The organism is Streptomyces sp. NPDC020192, from assembly GCF_044388685.1.
GTDB lineage: Bacteria > Actinomycetota > Actinomycetes > Streptomycetales > Streptomycetaceae > Streptomyces.
Genome location: NZ_JBIRXG010000055.1, coordinates 1 through 18,653, shown reverse-complemented (window position 1 = coordinate 18,653; position 18,653 = coordinate 1). Strand labels below are relative to the sequence as shown.

The window sequence follows — 18,653 nt, the reverse complement described above, 5'->3', positions numbered from 1 at the left end:
ACACACTCACACGCCATCCTCGGAAGCACGTACGACCGCTCCACTCCTCGCGGCCGCGTTGCACCGGGCGTTGTCAGTCCTCATCGACAATTGCGAGGTTAGAGCCGCTCAGCGACGCTCACCATGGCGGTGATCGTCAGGGCGATGCACACGCCAATGATCCCTATAGCGAGCTGGATCGATGCGCTCTTCGCCGCTTTGCGGGGCGAGTCGTGGCCGGGCTGATCCGCCTCCGACAGCGCCGGCACACATACCTATTCGAACATGACCTTGATCGAGCCTGACGGCGATCAGGCTCGATGAGGGGAGTCGGGGACGCGACGGTCCGGCGGGCCGCCGCGTCCTGGGGGATTCATGCGACGGGCGTGGCGCTCTCCTCGTCGCGAGGACGAAGGGAAGTTCGATGTAGACGCGGTCGGCGGCGGCGAGGATCTTCTGGGCGTCGTCGACCGGCGGGTGGATCGCCCGGTTGATCCGCCGCTTGATGTCCGCGCCGTCGGCGCCCGATGCCATGACCTTACGGTCCCAGCCCCGGGTGAGGAGGGCACCGGTGGCGTCCCGCGCCAGGCAGGTGACGTACGGGCCGGGGGTGAATTCGCGCAGCGGCAGGTCGAGCAGGTCGGCCGCCGCGTTGTAGCCGGCGACCTTGCCGAGCGGGGTGGCGTGCTGGCATGCCTGCATGACGGTGTGCTCGGCGTCGAACGCCGCCGCGGCGGTGTCCCCGGCGACGAACACGTCGGGCAGGGCGCGCAGCCGCTGGTCCACCGGCACCCGGCCGAGGTGGTCGAGACCGTCGCAGATCTGCCGGGTGAGCTCGCTGGCCCTGATTCCCACGGACCAGACCGCTGCGTCCGCCTCGATCTTGGTGCCGTCGGACAGGACGGCGTAACCGTCGCCGACCTGCGTCACGGTCGTCCCAAGGCGGCGCTCGATGCCCAGCTCGTCCAGTGCCGTCTCGATCTCCTGGCGTGGGCCCGGGCCGAGTTGGTCGCCGACGAACTGCGACTGGTCCACCAGCAGCACCCGGCCCCGGGCGGCCAGTTCGGTCGCGGCCTCCAGGCCGACGAACCCGGCGCCGACGACCACAACGGAGTAGTCCTGGCGGCCACGCAAGTGGTCGGTGAGCTGCAGGGCCCCGTCCAGGGTGTCGATGTCGGAGAGCCGTTCAGCGCCGGGCAGGCCCCGGGGCCGGACAAGTTCGCTGCCCGCCGCCAGCACCAGGCGGTCGTAGCCGATCTCCTGGCCGTCGGCCACCACCACGCGGCGGTCGGTGTCGATCGTGTGCACGCGGTCCCGCAGGTGCTCGACGCCGATCGGTTCCAGGATCCTGCTGAGCTCGACCTTGGCCAGGTCAGGCTCGGGCTCGTACAGGCGCGGCCGCATGCACCAGGTGCTCGTTCGGCGCGATGAGCGTGATGCTCAGGCCGGCATCACCGCGCGCCTGCGCCGCTCCCGCCGCGCTCCACACGCGCGCGAAACCGCCCCCGGTGATCACCACGCGTGCCATCGTCGTTGTCCTCTCTCAGCTTCCCCCCGGGGGATCAGGAGGTTCGGCAGGGAGACAAGACAGCGGGTTCAGATGTGACCGACGTGGGCCAGCTTCTCGGGATTGACCAGTCTCCTGACCACCGTGATCCGCCCGTCGGCGATCTCGACCGTGTCGAGCCAGACCAGCGTGTCGCCACGGTAGGTCGCCAGGGCCGGCCGCCCGTTCACCTCGATGAACTGGAACGCGTCGGGGCGTCTGATCTCGGTCTGCCTGACCGCCAGCAGGGCGATCGTCTCAGCGCCCCGGACCGGCTTGCGCGCCGCGGTCACCTTGTCGCCGCCATCGGCGATATAGACAACCGCGTGGGTGCAACAGCTCGACGAGCTCGGCCATGTTGCCCGCGTCGGCAGCTGCCTTGAACGCCTTGAGGACGCGTTCGGTCTCGGCTCTGGACGCCCGGGGCGGCTCCTGAACGTCGGCGACCCGCGCCCGCGCGCGGGACGCAAGCTTGCGGGCGGCCGCAGGCGTACCACCGAGGACCCCCCGCGATCCGGTCGTACGGGAAGTCGAAGACGTCATGCAGCACGAGCGCGACACGCTCGGCGGGAGTGAGCGTCTCCATGACCACCAGCATCGCGGTGCTCACCGACTCGTCCACCAGCACCTGGACGGCGACATCCGGCCCGGTCAGCAGCGGTTCGGGCAGCCAGGGCCCGACATAGGACTCGCGCCGGACGCGAGCCGTTCAGCACGTTGTACGACGTCCGGGCGGCCAAGGCCGCCAGCCAGGCCCGCAGATCCCGCACCTTCGACAGGTCGGCGGCGGCTGCACGCAGCCAGACTTCCTGCGCCACGTCCTCGGCCTCGGCCACGGTGCCCAGGATCCGGTAGGCCGCCCCGAAGACCGCGGGGCGATGCGATTCCCAGTCGATCTCCGCCAACATGCCGGTCAGCTCCACCCTCAGCCTCCTGCCCTCTCGGATCAGTGCTCGACCGCCGACGCTGACCAGGGACAGGTCGACTTCACCCCGCTTCGCAGCTTCTGCGATCAGGCCCTCCAGCAGGGCCTCGAAGACGCCGCCGTCATGCCACTGCCGGAAGCCGTTGTGAACGGTCGACCAGGCACCGAACTCCTGCGGCATCTCCCGCCACTGCCCGCTGGTCTTGAACCGCCAGATCACGCCCTCGAACTGCTGCCGCAGTCGCTCGGGGTACGGGTCGTACCTGCCGATCGGCAGGTACGACCCGATGAACTCCCACTCCACGTCCGTCAGTTGCGCTCGCGTCACGCAAGATGATCTACCGATCCAGGACCCGACGCGAGCGAATCCCGCAGATCGATCGCGACTCGATATCCGACCTAGCGGAAACTGTCCGCGTGCTGTTCCGCCCATGAGCGGAACGTGCGCGCCGGCGCTCCGGTGATCTCTTCCACCGTGGATGTGATCAGGTTCGATTCGGGTCGAGTATCAGCGCTGGCCAACAGGGCCTCGACGAGAGCGGGTGGCCTGCCGTCGGCGAGCATCCGCTGACGTGCGACCTCCACCGGGACCTTCTCGAAGCGCGTCGGGTGGCCGATCGCTTCCCCGATCGTGTGTACCTGCTCGGCTCTGCTGAGTACCTGCGGGCCGGTCAGGACGTGTTTCATACCCGCATGCCCGTCATCGGTCAGCGCATGTACCGCCACGGCCGCGACGTCGCGTTCGTGGATCACCGCCGTGGCGGCGATGTCGGGACCGCGAACGACGTGCGTGGCGCGGATCTGCTCGGCCCACCCTCGCGCGTTGGAGGCGATGGTGTTCGACCGCAGGAAAGTCCACTCCACGCCGGATCTTTCGATCAGCCGCTCCATGTCGGCGTGGAGCTGGTTGATCGGGTCGGTCTGACGTTCGGCGTCTTCGTTCACACCCGACGATGAGAGATAGACGATGCGGCGGGCATGCCCCGTAATCGCCTCCAGTACGGCAGGGGCGCCCTTGGTCGTAAGGAACGGCCAGATCAAGAACACCGTGTCGCTCCCGGCCAGTGCCCCCTCCAGCGTGTCCGGCTGGGTCAGGTCCCCGCCCACGACCTTGACTCCCTCAGGTAGCTCGGCCAGCTCGGGCTCACGCGCCAATGCACGCACGGCGGTACCAGTGGCCACGAGTTGGACAACAACTTGTCGGCCGACATTACCGGTCGCGCCAATCACAAGAATCTCACCCATGATCAGGTCAGCCTCGGCCATAGCCAAGGTATTCCGAGACGGCCCCGAGATGCTCCATGACGCGGTCGAACTGCTGCCGCAGTCGCTCGAGGTACGGGTCGTACCTGCCGATCGGCAGGTACGACCCGATGAACTCCCACTCCTCGTCCGTGAGTTGCGCTCGCGTCACGCAAGATGATCTACCGTTGCAGGATGAAGTTCCCCCTTGGGGCTGGACAGCCTGATACTGGGGCGGTCGGTCCCGGAGGAAGCAGTTCCAGGTAGTGAGCAAGAAGAGCAACACGAGCAAGCGGTACACGGCCGAGTTCAAGCGGGACGCGGTCGCGCTGGTCCACTCGTCAGGGAAGACGGTCACCGAGGTCGCCCGGGAGATCGGGGTGAGCCCGGAGGGCCTGCGGAACTGGGTGAACCAGGACAGGGCGGATCGGGGCCAGGGGACCGCGGGTGCTCTGACCAGCGATGAGAAGGAAGAACTGCGTCGTCTGCGGCGGGAGAACCGGGAACAGCAGCAGACGATCGAGGTCCTGGAAAAAGCCGCGGCCTTCTTCGCCAGGGAGTCGACGAAGTAGCCGTGCGCTACGCGTTCATCGATGCGGAGAAGGCCACCGAGACGAACCCCGGTGTTCACAGTGTCGCCCTGATGTGCAGGGTGCTGGGCATGTCTCGTTCGGGTTATTACGCCTACCTCGCCGACCGTCCGGCGGCTGAGGAACGGGCCCGCCAGGTGGCGGAGCTGGTCGCCGAGATCCGGCACATCCACGACGTGTCGCGGCGGGCTTACGGAGCCCCGAGGATCACCGCCGTGCTACGGAGGAACGGGCACCAGGTCAATCACAAGCGTGTCGAACGGCTCATGCGCGAGTGCGGCATCAGCGGGATCACCCGCCGCCGGCGCCGCGGCCTGACCCGGGCGGACCGCAAAGCGGCCCCGTCACCGGATCTCGTCGGACGTGACTTCACCGCCACCGAGCCCGGCACGAAACTGGTCTCCGACATCACCTACCTGCCCACGTTTGACCGGCTGGTGGTTGCTCGCCACGGTGATCGACCTGGCCACCGCTGGGTCACAGCGGTGCTCCTGCCGGGGCTGCTGCTGGTCGCTCTGACGGCGGCGGGCTGCCATCTCGACCACGACCACGCTCTCGACGGCGGTGAACTGGCTGCCTGGGTGGATCGCCTGGCGCGCGAGGCGCATCGCCGCCCGGCGCGCGCGTCGCCAAGTGGGGCCCAAACGTCTGTGCGCCGGGGCCAGCGAAGTCGTTCACAGCCCGACCTCAGCTTCCTCGGACTGGACGACGACCTGGACAACCCGGTGGCCATCACCGGCTACCGTGCCGCCCGCGGACGCCGCCTCACCCTCGCACAGAAGGAGGCGAACAAGCTCGCCGCCCGTGAACGCGCGGCGAACGGGCATGGCTTCGCCGACCTCAAGAATTGGTGCGTGCTCACCAGGCTCCGGCTGAACGCTCGTCACGCCACCGCACTGCTGCGGAGCCTGCTCGTCCTCACCCGCGCAGAAGTCTCTCGGTGACAGGCGATCACCACGAAGCGATCAAGGCCCTGACCGGCAGCGAGTCCTCAACTCCCCACACCAGACTCAGTGACCAGCGATCGTCATGATGCCCCGGCCTCGGGCCGAAAGCCGGGGCATCATGACGATCGGCACCCAACGACACCGAGGAGGTGCAGGGCAGTGACGGAAGGCTTGAAGTGGATTGGGCAGCACACATTCGATAAACCGGCGGCTGACGGGATGCTCGGCGGGATCTCCATGACCGCGATGCGCGGGGTCCCTGTCCGGGATCTGCTGCTCAGGCTGGGCGCGGATGAAGAGGAGATATCGAGCGGTGTGCCGTACCGGGACTTCCACCCGACCCGGGACGCACCCTGCATGTACGGCACGTCCGGGGAGTGGGCATACGTTCTGGAAGACCGAGGCTCGTGCACCTGGTGCGAATGGCTCTTCGAGGACGAGGACAAGATGCGCCCCGCTGCCGGGGAGGAGCTGATCTGCCTGAACGCGAACGTAGCGGTCAACCCGAGCTATCTCGTCTACGCGCCCGGCGACGGAAACGTGTACCTGAACAACTTCGGCGACAATCTGACGGACCACCCGCATGCAGTGGAAGGCAGCAAGCTGGCCACCCTGGGCGAAGGTCTGAAAGCCGCCGGGGCAACCTGCCCGAAGGGGTACAACGTCCCACAATGGCATAACCTTCTCGACGCGCAGGAGGGTGGTCTGCACGGCGTGGTGTGGCAGGCCGTCGGCGACATCCTGGGTATCCGCATCCCCCGGGCGGACGCGGTACAGGGCCGCTTGCCCGCAGCCATGCTGACCGGCCCCTACACGTAACACTGCGGGGCGGCGCGGATGAGCTCCGTGCCGCTGACGAACGATCTCCCAGCACCGATCACCACCAGGCCCCGGCCAGCCTCCATCTCCATCAGCCACTGCACCGGCGGGATCGCATGGGCGGGGGTGCGGCGCGCCACGACCCCGTGCCGCGTCTCCCGGGCGCAAAAGGGGGAGCCGCCCCCCGGGGGCGTGCACCACGGCGTCGGCCGACGGCGGGGCGGGGGGCGGAGCCACCACCGGACGCATGCCAAGGCCAGCCTCCACACTCCGAAGGCTCGAGCCGAACCGCCGAGCGGCAGCCGGTCGGCGGCGGCGCAGGTCAGCCGCAGAGATCCGACTGCCGTGCGCCCCTCGCTGTCATGATGGTCCGATGGACAACCGGGAGAGAACCGAACCTCCGCGGGTGGCCGATGAGCACGCCACGCTGACCGGCTTCCTGCAGCGTCAGCGTGACACGCTGGCCATGGCATGTGCGGGGCTCACAACCGAGCAGCTCAGGGAAAAGGCCGTGCGGCCCTCGGGCTTGTCGCTGCTCGGCCTCGTCCGGCACATGGCTGACGTCGAGCGGACCTGGTTCCGGAACGTGTTGAACGGCGAGCACAGCGATGTGCACTGGCCCCGAAGCGACGGCGGCGCTTTCGACGTCGACACCGCAGACCCGTCCGAGGCGTTCGCGATCTGGCACGAGGAGTGCGCCCGATCCCGCGACATCGTGGATGCCGCCCAGTCCCCCGACGTCACCGGGCGGTACCGAGACGACGTCTTCTCTCTCCGCTACATCCTCACCCACATGATCGAGGAGTACGCGCGGCACAACGGCCACGCCGACCTCCTCCGCGAGCGCATCGACAAAATCGCCGAACAGTAGTGGACGGCCGGGGGCCGGTCCTTTGACGAGGGCGGTCGACGGCCTCGCGGGTGCGGCGCGCCGGGGGCAAGGCGCCGGCCAGCGCGAAGCGTACTGAGACCGGCTGCCGCAACCCGCCGCCGACGCCCCGCGCGGACGTGGCCGCCGCGGCCAAGCGCGCCGCCGAGATGGCGCAGCGGCCCCCAGCTCGTGAGCAAGCAAGCGCAGCGCGCGGGACCGCTGACCGGCACGCACGGCGGCACTCCCCGGGGCGCCACCGTCGCACGCATTGCAGCAGACGCTCAAGGACCTGGACCGGGCCTGCCGGGATCATGGCACGTTCAAGGTGCGGTGGCGGTCGAAGGCACGTTGGTCGCCGTCGTTCCGGTTCCCCGACGCCGAGCAGATCAGCGCGGAGCGGCTGGGGCGCAGGTGGGGCCGGGTCAAGCTGCCGAAGCTGGGCTGGGTCCGCTCCCGCTGGTCCCACCCCCTCGGTGGTGAGATCCGTTCCGCGACCGTGTCCCGCAAGGGCGGCCGGTGGTTTGTGTCGTTCCTCGTGGACGACCAGGCCGCCCCTCCCGAACAGCACGCCATGCCCGGTACCGCCGTGGGCATCGACCGGGGTGTCGTCGTCGCGGCGACCACATCCGACGGCAACTTCCACGACCAGGCGTTCATCACGGCCGGCGAGACCGTCCGGTACCGGCGTCTGCAACAGCGCCTCGCCCGGTCGAAGCGCGGCAGTGCGAACCGACACAAGACGATCACGGCCATGGGCCGGATCATGTCCCGGGTGTCGGACCGGCGTGGGGACTTCTGCGCACAGACCGCCGCCCGGATCGTCACGAAGAACGCCCTGGTGATCCTCGAAGACCTGCGGGCCAAGAACATGTCCGCCAGCGCGTCCGGCACCGTGGCCGAGCCCGGCCGGAACGTCCGTCAGAAGGCCAGGCTCAACCGGGCCATCCTGGACAAGGGATGGCACCGCCTGGAACTCGCCCTTACCAACGCCGCCCGGTACACGAGCACGCGCGTGGTGAAGGTCAACCCCGCGTACACGTCGCAGCGGTGCTCCATCTGCGGCTTCGTCACCGAAGGAAACCGTCAGAGCCAAGCGGTCTTCCGGTGCAAAGCCCCAGGCGGGCATCAGCCAGCCTCCTGATTGTCGCCGCCGTCGATAACGGTGAAGAGCCGGTCATTGTCGACGGTCAAACAATTCGGCTCTGTCGGGGATCTTGTGACGATTGCCTTGGGCCATAGCGGGGTTCCTCATGGATGACCGCAGGTGCTTATCGGGCCATTGATCTTTTATGGATGGTGGGCGATGACGGGTTTGCCGGGGTCTCTTATGTCCGTGACGGTCACTCGTCCGGGTCCTACGGGTTCGTTGCAGTTCCGACCGTGCAGGTCCAGCTCTGTGAAGTCCAGTGTGAGCGTGTGGCTGTGCTCCATGTAGACGCGTCCAGTTCGAAAGCTATGCGTGTGCCTCTTCCCGCTGGTGGATCGATTTTCCGGGGCTCGGAGAGTGGCCTTAGGCCGACGAGTTCCTGCCGGAAGGCATGGCCATTCCGCCAGACCTCGACAACAACACGCGAGCTCACCGCACCGGCGGCTGCGCTGCCCCAGCGCTCGGATCGAAGGAGTGACCCGAAGTACCCGAGTTCTGGGTTGCCCTGCTCGTCCAGGGCGTCGGCTCTGTCCTCGTGCACAGCGAAAGCAAAGTCGCCGGTGATCTCAGCGTCGATCTGAAGGGTGTGCGCTGCAGCGAGCCTGGCGGCCGGGTGGAGCGCGTGTCCCAGGACGTTGCCCAGTACCCGCGTAGCGAAGTCCGGGCCGTTCCGGCCGACCTGGAAGTACATCTGAGGGTGTGTCCGCACGTGATCGTCGAACTCCACGATCTGGATGTCAGCCGCGCTGTACTTGTCCACCGCCACGATTGCACGGTACTCGACCGCTCAAGCCGAGACCACGGCCGGCGTCCCTGCCTGAGCGGACTGCCGAAGTCGGCGATCTCACGGGCCGAGAAGAATGCGTCGCCGGAGGAGGTCGAGGCTCGCGCGGCCATAGCCCATGCGTTTGAGGAGCTTGATGCTGGTGACCTGGCCTTCGACCTGACCCGAGCTCCATGGGGTCGAGAGCGCCGCGGTGACCGCGTCCAGATCCCTCTTCACGCCGTTGACCAGGGAATGCAGGGCGGGCAGATCGTCTGCGAGGACGCGGTCCATCCAGCTGGGAAGGTCCTCACCCCGCAGATCGCGCATCCTGTCGGCGAAGTCACGGACGTGGCGCGCGGTGGCATCGAGGGGGGCAGGCGGCCCGGTCTCTTTGAGTTCGGCCGCGTCGGTCTCGGTGAGGTGTTCGGGATTGGCCATGATCCAGCGGACGACACGCCCGGGGTTTCGGGGCTGGTCGCGGCTCGGGAGCGGGGGCGGGCGGGTTCTTCGGCTTGGGACTGTGCGGCGTGTCGAAGGGGCGGAAGTAGCGGCGGACGCACTGTGTGTCTCCGGTGAAGCCGCGTGCGCGCACTTCGCGATGTAGCTGCGGGATGTCGTGGCAGCCCTCGCGCCAGCGTTGCTGTAGGGCTTGTGTTCGTCCAGGATTGATGCCCGATTGGTGGCCTTGACCAGCAGTTCATCGAGACTCTGGGCGCGGGCGAAGCGCCGTACGGTCGAGTGGGCCAGCCGCAGCTGCCGGCCGATCGCGGCCAGAGATTCACCCTCGGAGAGCAGTTGCTGCACCGTTGTGTACCGCTCGGTGGTGCGGGCCACCAGCCGCCTCGGGCGCCCGAGGACGTCCCGGGTGCCGTCCGGCGGGAGGAACGGCACCCCTTCCGGAGGTGACTCCGCCGTCCCCCTGGGTGTGGCGGGCTCCGTGACGGCCGGGGTCGTCGTGAATGCCTTGCGGATACACGCGTGATGGGCGGCGACCGTCTTCTCCACAGCTTCGGCGAGGTTGCGCAGTAGGTGCCAGGCGTCCGCCACCTGCTGGGGCTGGGGAGCCCCGCTCCGGGCTCCTTCGGCGTAGGCGCCGGCCCGGTCACGGCAGATCACCTCGACTTCTGGATGGCCGCGCAACCAGGCGGCCAGCAGCTCGGCGTCCCGGCTAGGTGTTCTGCCCACAGAGGTTGGTGACGAGGCACTCTGGTTGGCGCCCCTTGGTATTCGTGGAGTTGGGTGGTGAGGGGGGCTGAGACGGTTGCGATGTCGCACGCGCGACGAATAGTGGTTATGGCGCGGACACCGGAAATCTCCCGACGTCGGACGGAATCCGCATCATGCGGGTTCGGCCTTCACGCGGCTGCTAGGCGGCGGGCGGGTGGGCCGTGATGCCCGCGATGATGAGGTCGATGCCGGCCAGGAACTGCGCGCGGTCGTCGTGGTCGAGTCCGTGGTCGGCGACGGCTCGGGTGAAGGGGTAGTCCTCGGGGCTGAGCTGTTTCCATGCGCCCGCCACTGTGTCCATGTAGGCGCTGCGATCGGCTTTCGGTCCGAGGCTGTGGGCGCGCGCGAGGTTCGCGGCGTTCTGGCCGGCGGCGCCGAGGATGTAGTGCATCAGAGCGGTTGTTGCGGTGAACCAACTACTCGCTGGTGCGTCCAGCGCGGACACCTGGCGGCCGATGTCCTCGAAGATGCGGGTCGTCACTGGGCCGGTGGGGTTGTGGGAGAGCTGGGCGGTGATCTGAGGAGCGAGCCAGGGGTGTTTCTCGATCGCGTCGAAGAGGCCGAGGGCGACGTCGTGTATCGCTCCCGGCTGCCCGGCCTTCCCTGTGGCCAGGGCGATGCTGACGACGCGGGCTGTGGCCGCGGCCAGGAGTTCGCTCTTGCCGGCCACGTGCCAGTAGATCGCGCCGGGGCCAGTGGCCAGGCGTTCGCTCAGTGCTCGGAAGGTCAATCCGCTTTCGCCTGCCGTGTCCAGCAGGTCGATGGCGGCATCGACGATCCGCTCGCGGGAGAGGGGGTTGGTGCGTCGCTCGGGCTTCTTGCGCGTCGATGGTGTCACGCCTCCATTTTGACACGATTGGAATGGTGTTCCACTCTTGTTCTGGAACGGTATTCCAGCGATGGAGGGGTGGTACGCGCCAGACGCCCCGCCGCCGCGACACAGGGGGAGACAGACATGGCACTGCAGGACCAGCCCTCGTACATCATCAAGATGCGCGCCAAGCCGGAGCACGGCGACAAGCTGTTCGCGCTGGCCACCGAAGGGATGGAGAAGTCAGGGTCCTCCGACCGGTTCATCATCGCCCGCGAGGACGCCGACCCCGACGTGCTGTGGAACATGGAGGTGTTCCGCAGCCACGAGGCCAAGGACGCCTACGAGAACAGCCCTCTCGCCGACGAGCTGCGCGACGAGATCATCGGCCTCCTCGCCGAGCCGCCCATACGGATCGAAGTCCACCCGTACTCGGCTCTGCCCGCCGACCCGGCCTGAGGGCGGCGAGGTGCCCGCCGAACCAGCTCTTCGGCGGGTGCCTCGCCCCTCTCACACCAGCACCGGCGGATTGCTCCGGACTTCACGCCGCCCCGCCGGTCGGGGACCAGATCCTGCGCCACCTAGCGGCCGGGTGTACGAGACATCACTCGCACACCCGGCCGTCGTCATCCCTGAGCGAGAAGGACCGGCATGGTCCACCGCAACGCACCCCTGACCGAAACCGGCCGCCTGCACTTGACGCAGTGCGCGGTCGACGATCAATGGCCACTCCGCCGCGCGGCTGAACGCTTCCAAGTCTCGCCCACCACTGCGAAACGGTGGGCTGACCGCTACCGCGAGCAGGGACCAGCTGGAATGACGGATCGCTCCAGCCGCCCACGCTTCAGCCCACGTGATCGACGCCGGTACAGCCGGGCCCGCGGGTCGGGCAAGGCCGGTAGCCGCGGATCGCGGCAGCAGGTTCGGGGCGGTCTTCCTCGACCCGGTCGGACAGGTGGTCCAGCAGTGGTGGGCGGACTCGGCCCTGGCGGTGGCTTTCGAGGACCTGCCGCCCGTGTCCGCGTTCCCGGTGGTTCCCGGGCGGCGGTGGGGGCCGGGCTTGTGGTGGTCCGCGATGACCGGGCGGCGTGTTTGTGCCGGATCGAACGCGATGCGTACCCAGCTGATCCTCCTGGACCGCGATCCGCGCGTGGTCGGCCTGGCGGGGCGGCCGGTGCGGATGCTGTGGCGCAACCCGCGCGGGCAGGTACGTTCGTGGGTGCCACAGCTCTTCGCCCGCTACACCGACGGCACCGCCCTGCTGGCCGACTGCCCCAGCCGCCCCGAAGCCGGAGGCTAACGCGCCCTGAAAGCCGCGGAAGCGGTGGCCGAGGCGTGCACGGACATCGGCTGGACCTACCAGCGGCTCGCACCGTTGGATGACGTACTCGCCGCCAACCTGAAGTGGCTGGCCGGCTACCGCCATCCCCGCAACGCCGGCCGTCCTGGCCTGTTGCCCGCCCTCCTCGAAGCCTTCACCCGGCCGCGGCCGCTGATCGAAGGAGCTGAAGGGGCCGGTGACCCGATCGAAGTCCTTCCCGCCGTCTTCCACGCGCTGTGGCATGGGAGGTTGACGGTCTCGTTGGACGTGCCGCTCAACGAGCGGGTCATCGTCGCTCTCGGCTCCCTTGACGATGACCCTGCTGCGGCGTCGGACACGGCCCGTGGCGGGGCCGGCGCCCAGGGCGGGGAGGCGGTGTGAGCGGCGGGCGGCCGGTGGTGGCCCTCGGGGCCTATGTCAGCTTCCGTGGGGTGCGGTGGCAGGTCGTGGCTCTGGCCGGCAGCCGCGTCCATCTGGCCGGCGAGGACGGGAGCGATGAGGCGGTGCTCGCCGGGCATCTCTTCGCCGATCCCGGCTTCGCCGTTCTGGGAGCGCAAGGAGAAGTGGATCAGCCGCAGGCGGCGCCGCGGTGGGGGCTGTTCGAGACCGCACCCGCCGCCGCGCGGGAGAAGGCGCTGGCCTGGCAGCGGCATGTGTGGGAAGTCGAGTGCGGGCTGCCCGGCGGGCCTGGCAGTTGTGGGGCGGTGCGGGAGCAGTACGACCCCGCAACGCGCACGCTGGCCGAGCGGGAGCAGGCCAAGGCTGAGGAGCTGACCGCGCTCGGCTTCGGCCGGGTCTCGCGCACGGCGGTGCAGCGTATGCGCCTGGCCTACCGCAAGCAGGGTTTGTGGGGGCTGGTCGCCCACCGCACCACCCGCGGCCCCGGGCCGACCGGACGGGCCGACGAACGCCTCGTCATTGCGGTGGAAGAGGCTTTGCGCCGTCAGAGGGGTCGTTCCAAGGGCACCGTCAAGGGGCTGATGCCGCTGGTCGCGCAGGTCCTTTGCGACCGGCACGGCGACAGCGTGCGCTTGTTGTCGTGGAGGAAGACCAGCGCCACGGCCAGGGGCTTTTGAGCTCGCTGTAGCGGCGCTCGACTGGTTGGCCCTTGTAGGCCAGGAAGACCGCGGCGGTGTCGGTTTTCGCGGGATCCTGGTTGTTGATCAGGGCGTACCAGCCGTCGGCCTTGGCTTGCGTCGAGTACGTTCTGGTCGAAGTGTCAGGTGAGGGCCGGTTTCCCGTCGGGGCCGTCGGCGATGTGGGTGCGTAGGCAATCGGCGCTGCGCGGCGCGGCGATCACCCCGATCTTCGCGCAGACTCTGTCGCGGGTGGGGTAGTAGCGGCTGTCGGCCAGCCGCGCCAGCTTGTCCAGGTCTTCACGGGCCTTGGAAAGGCGCTTGTTGCGGCTTTGGCCTGCGCGAGAGCGTTACCAGCGCTGCAGACCAGGATGCGGCGCACCGTGATCCGCGGATCACCTACCGTTTTGAATCAATAAAGGATGGCGGACGACTCGTTGACGAATCTGACAGGTTCGCGACAGGATCTCCCCGCCCGACACAATTGTGTCGGGATTTGATCGCAGACGGGGGTTCCTCCATGCGAACGACACGCGCGTTAGGGGCCATAGCCCTGGCCGCAGTTGCCATCACCACGACCCTCATGCCAAGCGGGGTCTCAGCAGCACCCCTAGCTGACGTGCTGGCCGTGAACGGCACCATGAACCTCGGTCGGCTTGGCACCTCGGTCAGCGAGGACAAGACCGACTTCGCCGGGCTGTACGTCGACGAGGCACACCACACCATCGACGTGTACACCGCTTCCGGCAACGCCGTCGCAAAAGCACGCACCGCGCTGGCGGCCCAGCATCACACCAGCCCCGCGGTGGCACCAGGGTCTGACAGCCGACTTACCGCAACGACGAGCTACGCGGTCAAGTACGTGCCGGTGAAGTACTCACAGAGAACCCTGGAGTCGGCAGCGAATGTCATTGCGGCCAGCCGCACCATCGACGGCGTCCGGTGGACCGTCGCCGGGACCGACCCGCGCACCAACAAGACTCTGATCGGCGTCCCAACCGTCACCGCGGACTTGCGGGCCAGAGTGAAGGCCAAGTACGGCGATCTCGTCGAACTCCAGGCCACGGGCAAGGTCACCACCGAGATGAAGGTCGACCACTACGCCAGCCCCAAGGCTGCGCAGGCGGCGGCCAAGGCGTCCCCGCAGGATGTCTCGCCGGCCAACCGCCTGCTTGACTTCAACCCCTGGTACGGCGGCGACCGCATCGTCAGGATCGACGGCAACAACGTCATCCAGTGCACCGCCGGCATCGCCTACTCCGACCCGTACTACGCCCCGACCCAGATGCTCTACGCTGGGCACTGCGCCCCGAAGGGCTACGGCTGGAAACAGGGCTACTACGACGGTGCCTTCCACTACAGCTCATCCCTCAACGGCCACTTCGGAGTCACCGGCTGGCAGACCTTCAACGGGGGCTACACCGACGCGGCACTCATCACCGGAGACCAGGGCGCTCAGTACGCGTGGGACATCTACGTCAACGGTTCCACCTACTGGCAGCAGAGCGGGTACGCGTACAACCAGGCCGGCAACGGCTTCTGCTCGGACGGTTCCTTCACCCAGGAGAACTGTCACGGCGTGATCCAGTCCTGCGGAAACAAGGTCCAGTACAGCGACGGCACCGTGGCATACGACATGTGCATCGGCCAGTCCAACGACGGATCCCGGATGTCGCAGCATGGCGACTCCGGGGGGCCGATCATCTCCGGAAGCCCGATGGTCGCCCGCGGCATCATCTCCGGTGGCAACGAAGGCAACACGATCTTCTTCACTCCATGGGAAGCAGTGAACCGCCTAGTCGGCGGCCACCCCTGTCCCTGCTGACCACAACTCCGTACCCCGACGCCCCCAGCCCCTCCCGGCCGGGGGCGTCGGCATGCCTGCATGGCGGGATCTTCTACCACCATCGTCTTCCTCACCAAGGCCGACGCTTCCAAGGAGGGGGGCCTTCAGCACGTGTGCTGTGACGGTGTCGGCCAGGCGCGGACGGGGCTGGCTCGAACGATCCGTCCGCCGGGCGGGCCCCGGACCTTCTCGACCGCGAGTTCGTCGCCAGTGCCCCCAACCGCTGTTGGGCCGCCGACTTCACGCATGTCGCCGCCTGGAGCGGGGTCGTCTACGTCGCCTTCGTCGTGGACACCTTCTCCCGGCGCATCGTCGGCTGGTCGGTCTCCACTTCCAAAGAGACCCAACTCGTCCTGGGTGCACTGGAGATGGCCCTGTGGCAGCGCGACCGCGAGGGCCGCCCGCATACCCCTGGGCAGCTGATCCACCACTCCGATGCCGGCAGCCAGCCCGAGTTCAAGGAGTCGTCGCAACACTGCTTGTCAGGGAGCATAGGTGCTCGTCGAGGACTTCGGCGGGGGTTCTCCATCCGAGCGTCTTGCGGGGGCGGCCGTTTAGGGCGGCAGCGACCGCGCCGAGATCGCCTCTGCTGTGTCGACTCAGGTTGGTTCCCCTCGGAAAGTACTGGCGGAGCAGGACGTTTGTGTTCTCGTTGGTGCCTCGCTGCCAGGGACTGTGAGGGTCGGCGAAAGACCTGGAGGCCGGTGTCGATGCGCAGTTGGGCATGCTGGGCCATCTGCGCGCCCTGGTCCCAGGTAAGCGACCTGCGTAGCTGCTCGGGCAGGGTCGTGATCGTGGTGGCGATGGCATCGCGGACGGCTTCGGCACCGTGCCCGGCGAGCGCCGGGCCGTTCTTGCCCCTCGGCCCGCCGTGGCCCTGCATCGGGGGCAGGTGCAGCAGCATCGTATAGCGGCTGGCGCGCTCGACCAGCGTGCCGATCGCGGAACTGTCCAGGCCAATGATGAGATCGCCCCCCGTGTCCGGGCACGGCCCGGTCCTCAGCCTCGGCCGGACGCTGGCTGATCATCACTTCGGTGGTGACGAACTTCTTCCCACACCCTCGGGTCCTGGCCCGCGGCACCCGCAACGCACGGCCGGTGCGCAGGCAAGCCGTCAACTCTCGCTTCAGCGCGCCGCGGCCTTGGACGTAGAGCGCCTGGTAGATGGCCTCGTGCGAGATCCGCATCGTCTCGTCCTCTGGGAAGTCGATCAGGAGCCGGCGCGCGACCTGCTCCGAACCCCAGGCCGTCGCCCAGCGGCGGTCCTGACGGCGCCCGTGGCGCCGCCCGATCCAACGCACGTCGGGCCCCGCGATCTCGCTGCCGTCCGGGGCGGTGACCGTTCCGGCGAGCCAGTCCTGCACATACTCCCGCAGCTGGTCGTTCGTGGCGAGCTTGCACGGCTCGGGCCGACGCGCCTGCCGGTCCGCGTGCCACTGCGCGACCGAGGCGCGGTAGTCCAAGCGGCCGCTGCGCGTCCCTGCGTGGCGCCGCAGTTCCCGGGAGATCGTCGACGGGGACCGCCCCAGACGGCGGGCTATGTCACGTACCCCGTGCTCCTGTGCTCGCAGCAGGGCTATCTCCTCACGCTCGGCGAACGACAAGTAGCGGCCCGAGAGCGGCTCCAGGCTGATCAGCGGCATCCCGCCACCCTCACGGAACCACCGCGGCCCCAACGCGCAGATTGACTGACCAACACTGATCGCGATCCCAACCAGTCAATCTGCGAAACCCCAGGTCAGCACGCACATCACTGAGCAGATTCACTGGCCAACGACACCGCTTGTCACCGAGCAAGTGGAGCCACGTGCCACCGGCCGGCGCGCGAAGCCGTGGAGGCCAACCGCGAGAGTACGCCCGAGGAGGCGGTGTCTGGTACCTCCCGCACGGGTGAAGTCGGAGTCTCACGCAACGCGCGCCACCTGGGCAAGCTCCTGGGGCGCGGCACCGGTTCACCTGGTCTCTCCCCCCCAACCGCCGCAGGCCGACACCCGCGTGAGTGCACAGGCGTCTCAGTAAAGTGGGCATAGTCCGAGCGTCATTTGATGGCACCTCAGCAGGGAAGAGAGGAGAGATAGTGGACAGCCCTTACGCCCCTGCCTCCGGCGTCGAGCGGCGACCGGGATGGTCCTGGCTCGACGAGTACTTGTGGGTCTCGTGCGACATCATCGCCGACGTGGCAGAAGGGCGGCTGGAGCAGCGTCCGCTGGTCGCCACCGTCGCGCGCCTCGAGTCCGGGGACCGCGTACTCGCGGTCGGCCCCGCAACGCGTTTGACCTGGCGGGCCCTCGGAGACGGCAGTTACATGCACCGAAGCGTCGTTGCCTTCGGCAGTCCCGCATTCGTACTCGGCAGCATGGCCGGCTCGGCCCTGGGAAACTCCGCTCGCCGCCGTGCCGCCGCAAACGACGCGCAACCACGCTGAGTGGTGGACGGGTCCGGCGAAATCACCGTCACCACACGCAAGGTCTACTTCGGACACCCAAAGTGCCCGCTCGACCTCGCCTGGAGCGGCCTGGACACGATCGACCTCGTCGCACCCGAGGTCTTCCAGACCAGCTTCCGCAACATCCACAACGGACGACAGACGACAGTCCAGCTCCACACCCCCTGGGCGTCCCTGCTATTCTTCCTGGCCGCCGTCACAGCGTTCCCCGCCCACCCCCGACTGCTGGGACGCGGCTGGCTTCCGCCGGACTTCGAGAAGCGATGCACCGACATCGGTCGGCCATGCCGCCCGGCAGCCCGCCTTCTGCTGAACCGCGGCCGCTAGTAGGGCTTGGTCAGGTCTGTATTGGTGCGGGTATGTCGCGGTGGCAGGTGGGGCAGGCGCCGGTCCAGAGGGCGAGAAGTGTCTGTAGCTTGCGGACGACCTGGTAGAGGCTCAGGCCGGCGCCGCGTCTTTTGGGGCCCGGGCCAGTCGTTGCAGGGTGCAGAAGGAGTGCGCGACGGAGACGAGGGTGACGTGGTGGTGCCATCCGTTCCAGGTCCGGCCCTCGAAGTGGGCCAGTCCCAGGGCCTGTTTCATCTCCCGGTAGTCGTGCTCGATACGCCAGCGGAGTTTGGCGAGGCGGACCAGTGTGGTCAGCGGCATGCCGGAGGGCAGGTCGGACAGCCAGTACTGCACCGGCTCGTTCTCCTCGGCGGGCCATTCGGCCAGCAGCCAGCACACGGGCAGTTCCGGGCCGTCGGTGGCCTGGCGGACCTCGCGTCCGGCAGGCCGGATGCGCAGGGCCACGAAGCGGGAGTACATCCGCTTGCGGCCCGAGCGGCCGGTGCCGGGCCGGGAGCCCTCCCGCCATTGCACCGGCCGGGCTGCCTTCCGTCCCGCCGCGATGACCAGCTCCTTCACTGACCGCGACTTGTCGGGATACTTCGCCACCGGTGGGCGTCCGGTCCCGGAGTACGGCTCGGCCACCGGCACCGCGTCGGCGGGCTGGGCTGAGAGCGTGGTGGAGATGCCCACGACGTAGTTCAGGCCGCGGGCCTGCAGTCCGTGCCGGAGCGCGGCGGCGTCGCCGTATCCGGCGTCCGCGATGG

20 protein-coding genes and 5 pseudogenes are annotated in these 18,653 nt (G+C 68.3%); 13 read left to right on the top strand and 12 right to left on the bottom strand.

Annotation, left to right across the window (positions count from 1 at the left end):
• Positions 1-108: 108 nt before the first annotated feature.
• The 7 genes and pseudogenes from ACH47Z_RS44190 to ACH47Z_RS44160 form a co-directional block, all read right to left on the bottom strand.
• A complete protein-coding gene (locus ACH47Z_RS44190; RefSeq protein WP_399085329.1) occupies positions 109-1,383 on the bottom strand; it encodes an NAD(P)/FAD-dependent oxidoreductase in 1,275 nt (424 codons plus the stop codon).
• Entirely contained in the window at positions 1,352-1,507 is a 156-nt protein-coding gene (locus tag ACH47Z_RS44185; RefSeq protein WP_399085326.1) for a hypothetical protein, read from the bottom strand. The genes ACH47Z_RS44190 and ACH47Z_RS44185 overlap by 32 nt, the downstream gene beginning before the upstream one ends.
• A gap of 68 nt (positions 1,508-1,575) precedes the next feature.
• The gene (locus tag ACH47Z_RS44180) at positions 1,576-1,818 is read right to left on the bottom strand and encodes a hypothetical protein (protein WP_399085323.1); all 243 of its coding nucleotides are present in this window, start codon (positions 1,816-1,818) and stop codon (positions 1,576-1,578) included.
• Positions 1,819-2,064: 246 nt separating this feature from the next.
• A complete protein-coding gene (locus ACH47Z_RS44175) occupies positions 2,065-2,433 on the bottom strand; it encodes a sigma factor (protein WP_399085370.1) in 369 nt (122 codons plus the stop codon).
• A gap of 54 nt (positions 2,434-2,487) precedes the next feature.
• Positions 2,488-2,778 (bottom strand): annotated as a pseudogene (locus tag ACH47Z_RS44170) (transposase); the annotation flags it as partial.
• Between the two features lie 71 nt (positions 2,779-2,849).
• Positions 2,850-3,716, bottom strand: a complete 867-nt coding sequence (locus ACH47Z_RS44165) for an NAD(P)H-binding protein (protein ID WP_399085320.1) — start codon at positions 3,714-3,716, stop codon at positions 2,850-2,852.
• Positions 3,703-3,864 (bottom strand): hypothetical protein, encoded by a 162-nt coding sequence (locus tag ACH47Z_RS44160; RefSeq protein ID WP_399085317.1) that lies wholly within the window; start codon positions 3,862-3,864, stop codon positions 3,703-3,705. The genes ACH47Z_RS44165 and ACH47Z_RS44160 overlap by 14 nt, the downstream gene beginning before the upstream one ends.
• A gap of 94 nt (positions 3,865-3,958) precedes the next feature.
• On the opposite strand from ACH47Z_RS44160, the gene ACH47Z_RS44155 reads away from it, so the two are divergent.
• From ACH47Z_RS44155 to ACH47Z_RS44135, 5 genes are all read left to right on the top strand, one after another.
• Positions 3,959-4,264, top strand: coding sequence for a transposase (locus ACH47Z_RS44155; RefSeq protein ID WP_399085314.1), 306 nt, complete (start codon positions 3,959-3,961; stop codon positions 4,262-4,264).
• Positions 4,265-4,266: 2 nt separating this feature from the next.
• Positions 4,267-5,226, top strand: a complete 960-nt coding sequence (locus ACH47Z_RS44150; RefSeq protein ID WP_399085311.1) for an IS3 family transposase — start codon at positions 4,267-4,269, stop codon at positions 5,224-5,226.
• A 162-nt stretch (positions 5,227-5,388) separates the two neighbouring features.
• Positions 5,389-6,048 carry a hypothetical protein gene (locus ACH47Z_RS44145; RefSeq protein WP_399085308.1) on the top strand — a complete coding sequence of 220 codons (660 nt, stop codon included), beginning with the start codon at positions 5,389-5,391 and terminating at the stop codon, positions 6,046-6,048.
• Between the two features lie 406 nt (positions 6,049-6,454).
• Entirely contained in the window at positions 6,455-6,919 is a 465-nt protein-coding gene (locus ACH47Z_RS44140; RefSeq protein WP_399085305.1) for a DinB family protein, read from the top strand.
• A gap of 268 nt (positions 6,920-7,187) precedes the next feature.
• Entirely contained in the window at positions 7,188-8,060 is an 873-nt protein-coding gene (locus ACH47Z_RS44135) for an RNA-guided endonuclease InsQ/TnpB family protein (protein WP_399085302.1), read from the top strand.
• 214 nt (positions 8,061-8,274) lie between these two features.
• Here ACH47Z_RS44135 and ACH47Z_RS44130 read toward each other — a convergent pair whose 3' ends face one another.
• The 3 genes from ACH47Z_RS44130 to ACH47Z_RS44120 form a co-directional block, all read right to left on the bottom strand.
• Complete coding sequence (locus tag ACH47Z_RS44130; RefSeq protein ID WP_399085299.1) at positions 8,275-8,832, bottom strand: hypothetical protein; 558 nt, start codon at positions 8,830-8,832, stop codon at positions 8,275-8,277.
• 78 nt (positions 8,833-8,910) lie between these two features.
• The gene (locus ACH47Z_RS44125; protein ID WP_399085296.1) at positions 8,911-10,017 is read right to left on the bottom strand and encodes a transposase; all 1,107 of its coding nucleotides are present in this window, start codon (positions 10,015-10,017) and stop codon (positions 8,911-8,913) included.
• Positions 10,018-10,198: 181 nt separating this feature from the next.
• Positions 10,199-10,897 (bottom strand): TetR/AcrR family transcriptional regulator, encoded by a 699-nt coding sequence (locus ACH47Z_RS44120; protein ID WP_399085293.1) that lies wholly within the window; start codon positions 10,895-10,897, stop codon positions 10,199-10,201.
• Positions 10,898-11,014: 117 nt separating this feature from the next.
• On the opposite strand from ACH47Z_RS44120, the gene ACH47Z_RS44115 reads away from it, so the two are divergent.
• The 6 genes and pseudogenes from ACH47Z_RS44115 to ACH47Z_RS44090 all read left to right on the top strand — a co-directional run.
• Positions 11,015-11,329, top strand: coding sequence for a putative quinol monooxygenase (locus tag ACH47Z_RS44115; protein WP_399085290.1), 315 nt, complete (start codon positions 11,015-11,017; stop codon positions 11,327-11,329).
• Positions 11,330-11,521: 192 nt separating this feature from the next.
• Positions 11,522-11,752, top strand: a pseudogene (locus tag ACH47Z_RS44110) (helix-turn-helix domain-containing protein); the annotation flags it as partial.
• Positions 11,724-12,572, top strand: a pseudogene (locus tag ACH47Z_RS44105) (TnsA-like heteromeric transposase endonuclease subunit). The pseudogenes ACH47Z_RS44110 and ACH47Z_RS44105, both read left to right, overlap by 29 nt.
• Entirely contained in the window at positions 12,569-13,267 is a 699-nt protein-coding gene (locus ACH47Z_RS44100) for a hypothetical protein (protein ID WP_399085287.1), read from the top strand. Before ACH47Z_RS44105 ends, ACH47Z_RS44100 begins: the two are co-directional and overlap by 4 nt.
• Before the next feature lie 628 nt (positions 13,268-13,895).
• On the top strand, positions 13,896-15,092 hold the full coding sequence (locus ACH47Z_RS44095) for a hypothetical protein (protein ID WP_399085284.1): 1,197 nt from the start codon (positions 13,896-13,898) through the stop codon (positions 15,090-15,092).
• Between the two features lie 194 nt (positions 15,093-15,286).
• Positions 15,287-15,562 (top strand): annotated as a pseudogene (locus ACH47Z_RS44090) (DDE-type integrase/transposase/recombinase); the annotation flags it as partial.
• Between the two features lie 7 nt (positions 15,563-15,569).
• Here the strand turns inward: ACH47Z_RS44090 and ACH47Z_RS44085 are convergent.
• Positions 15,570-16,789: pseudogene (locus tag ACH47Z_RS44085) on the bottom strand (IS30 family transposase); the annotation flags it as partial.
• A 401-nt stretch (positions 16,790-17,190) separates the two neighbouring features.
• Between ACH47Z_RS44085 and ACH47Z_RS44080 the strand changes: the two are divergent.
• Together ACH47Z_RS44080 and ACH47Z_RS44075 are read left to right on the top strand one after the other, a co-directional pair.
• Positions 17,191-17,538 (top strand): hypothetical protein, encoded by a 348-nt coding sequence (locus tag ACH47Z_RS44080; protein ID WP_399085281.1) that lies wholly within the window; start codon positions 17,191-17,193, stop codon positions 17,536-17,538.
• Positions 17,539-17,886, top strand: coding sequence for a hypothetical protein (locus ACH47Z_RS44075; RefSeq protein WP_399085278.1), 348 nt, complete (start codon positions 17,539-17,541; stop codon positions 17,884-17,886).
• A 111-nt stretch (positions 17,887-17,997) separates the two neighbouring features.
• Here ACH47Z_RS44075 and ACH47Z_RS44070 read toward each other — a convergent pair.
• On the bottom strand, positions 17,998-18,653 hold a 656-nt coding region (locus tag ACH47Z_RS44070), incomplete at its 5' end, for a transposase (RefSeq protein ID WP_399085275.1).

Bases quoted from the DNA above. Each gene is read 5' to 3' on its own strand.
- ACH47Z_RS44190 (WP_399085329.1), bottom strand. From the start codon at position 1,383: ATGCGGCCGCGCCTGTACGAGCCCGAGCCTGACCTGGCCAAGGTCGAG.
- ACH47Z_RS44185 (WP_399085326.1), bottom strand. From the start codon at position 1,507: ATGGCACGCGTGGTGATCACCGGGGGCGGTTTCGCGCGCGTGTGGAGC.
- ACH47Z_RS44175 (WP_399085370.1), bottom strand. From the start codon at position 2,433: ATGTTGGCGGAGATCGACTGGGAATCGCATCGCCCCGCGGTCTTCGGG.
- ACH47Z_RS44165 (WP_399085320.1), bottom strand. From the start codon at position 3,716: ATGGCCGAGGCTGACCTGATCATGGGTGAGATTCTTGTGATTGGCGCG.
- ACH47Z_RS44115 (WP_399085290.1), top strand. From the start codon at position 11,015: ATGGCACTGCAGGACCAGCCCTCGTACATCATCAAGATGCGCGCCAAG.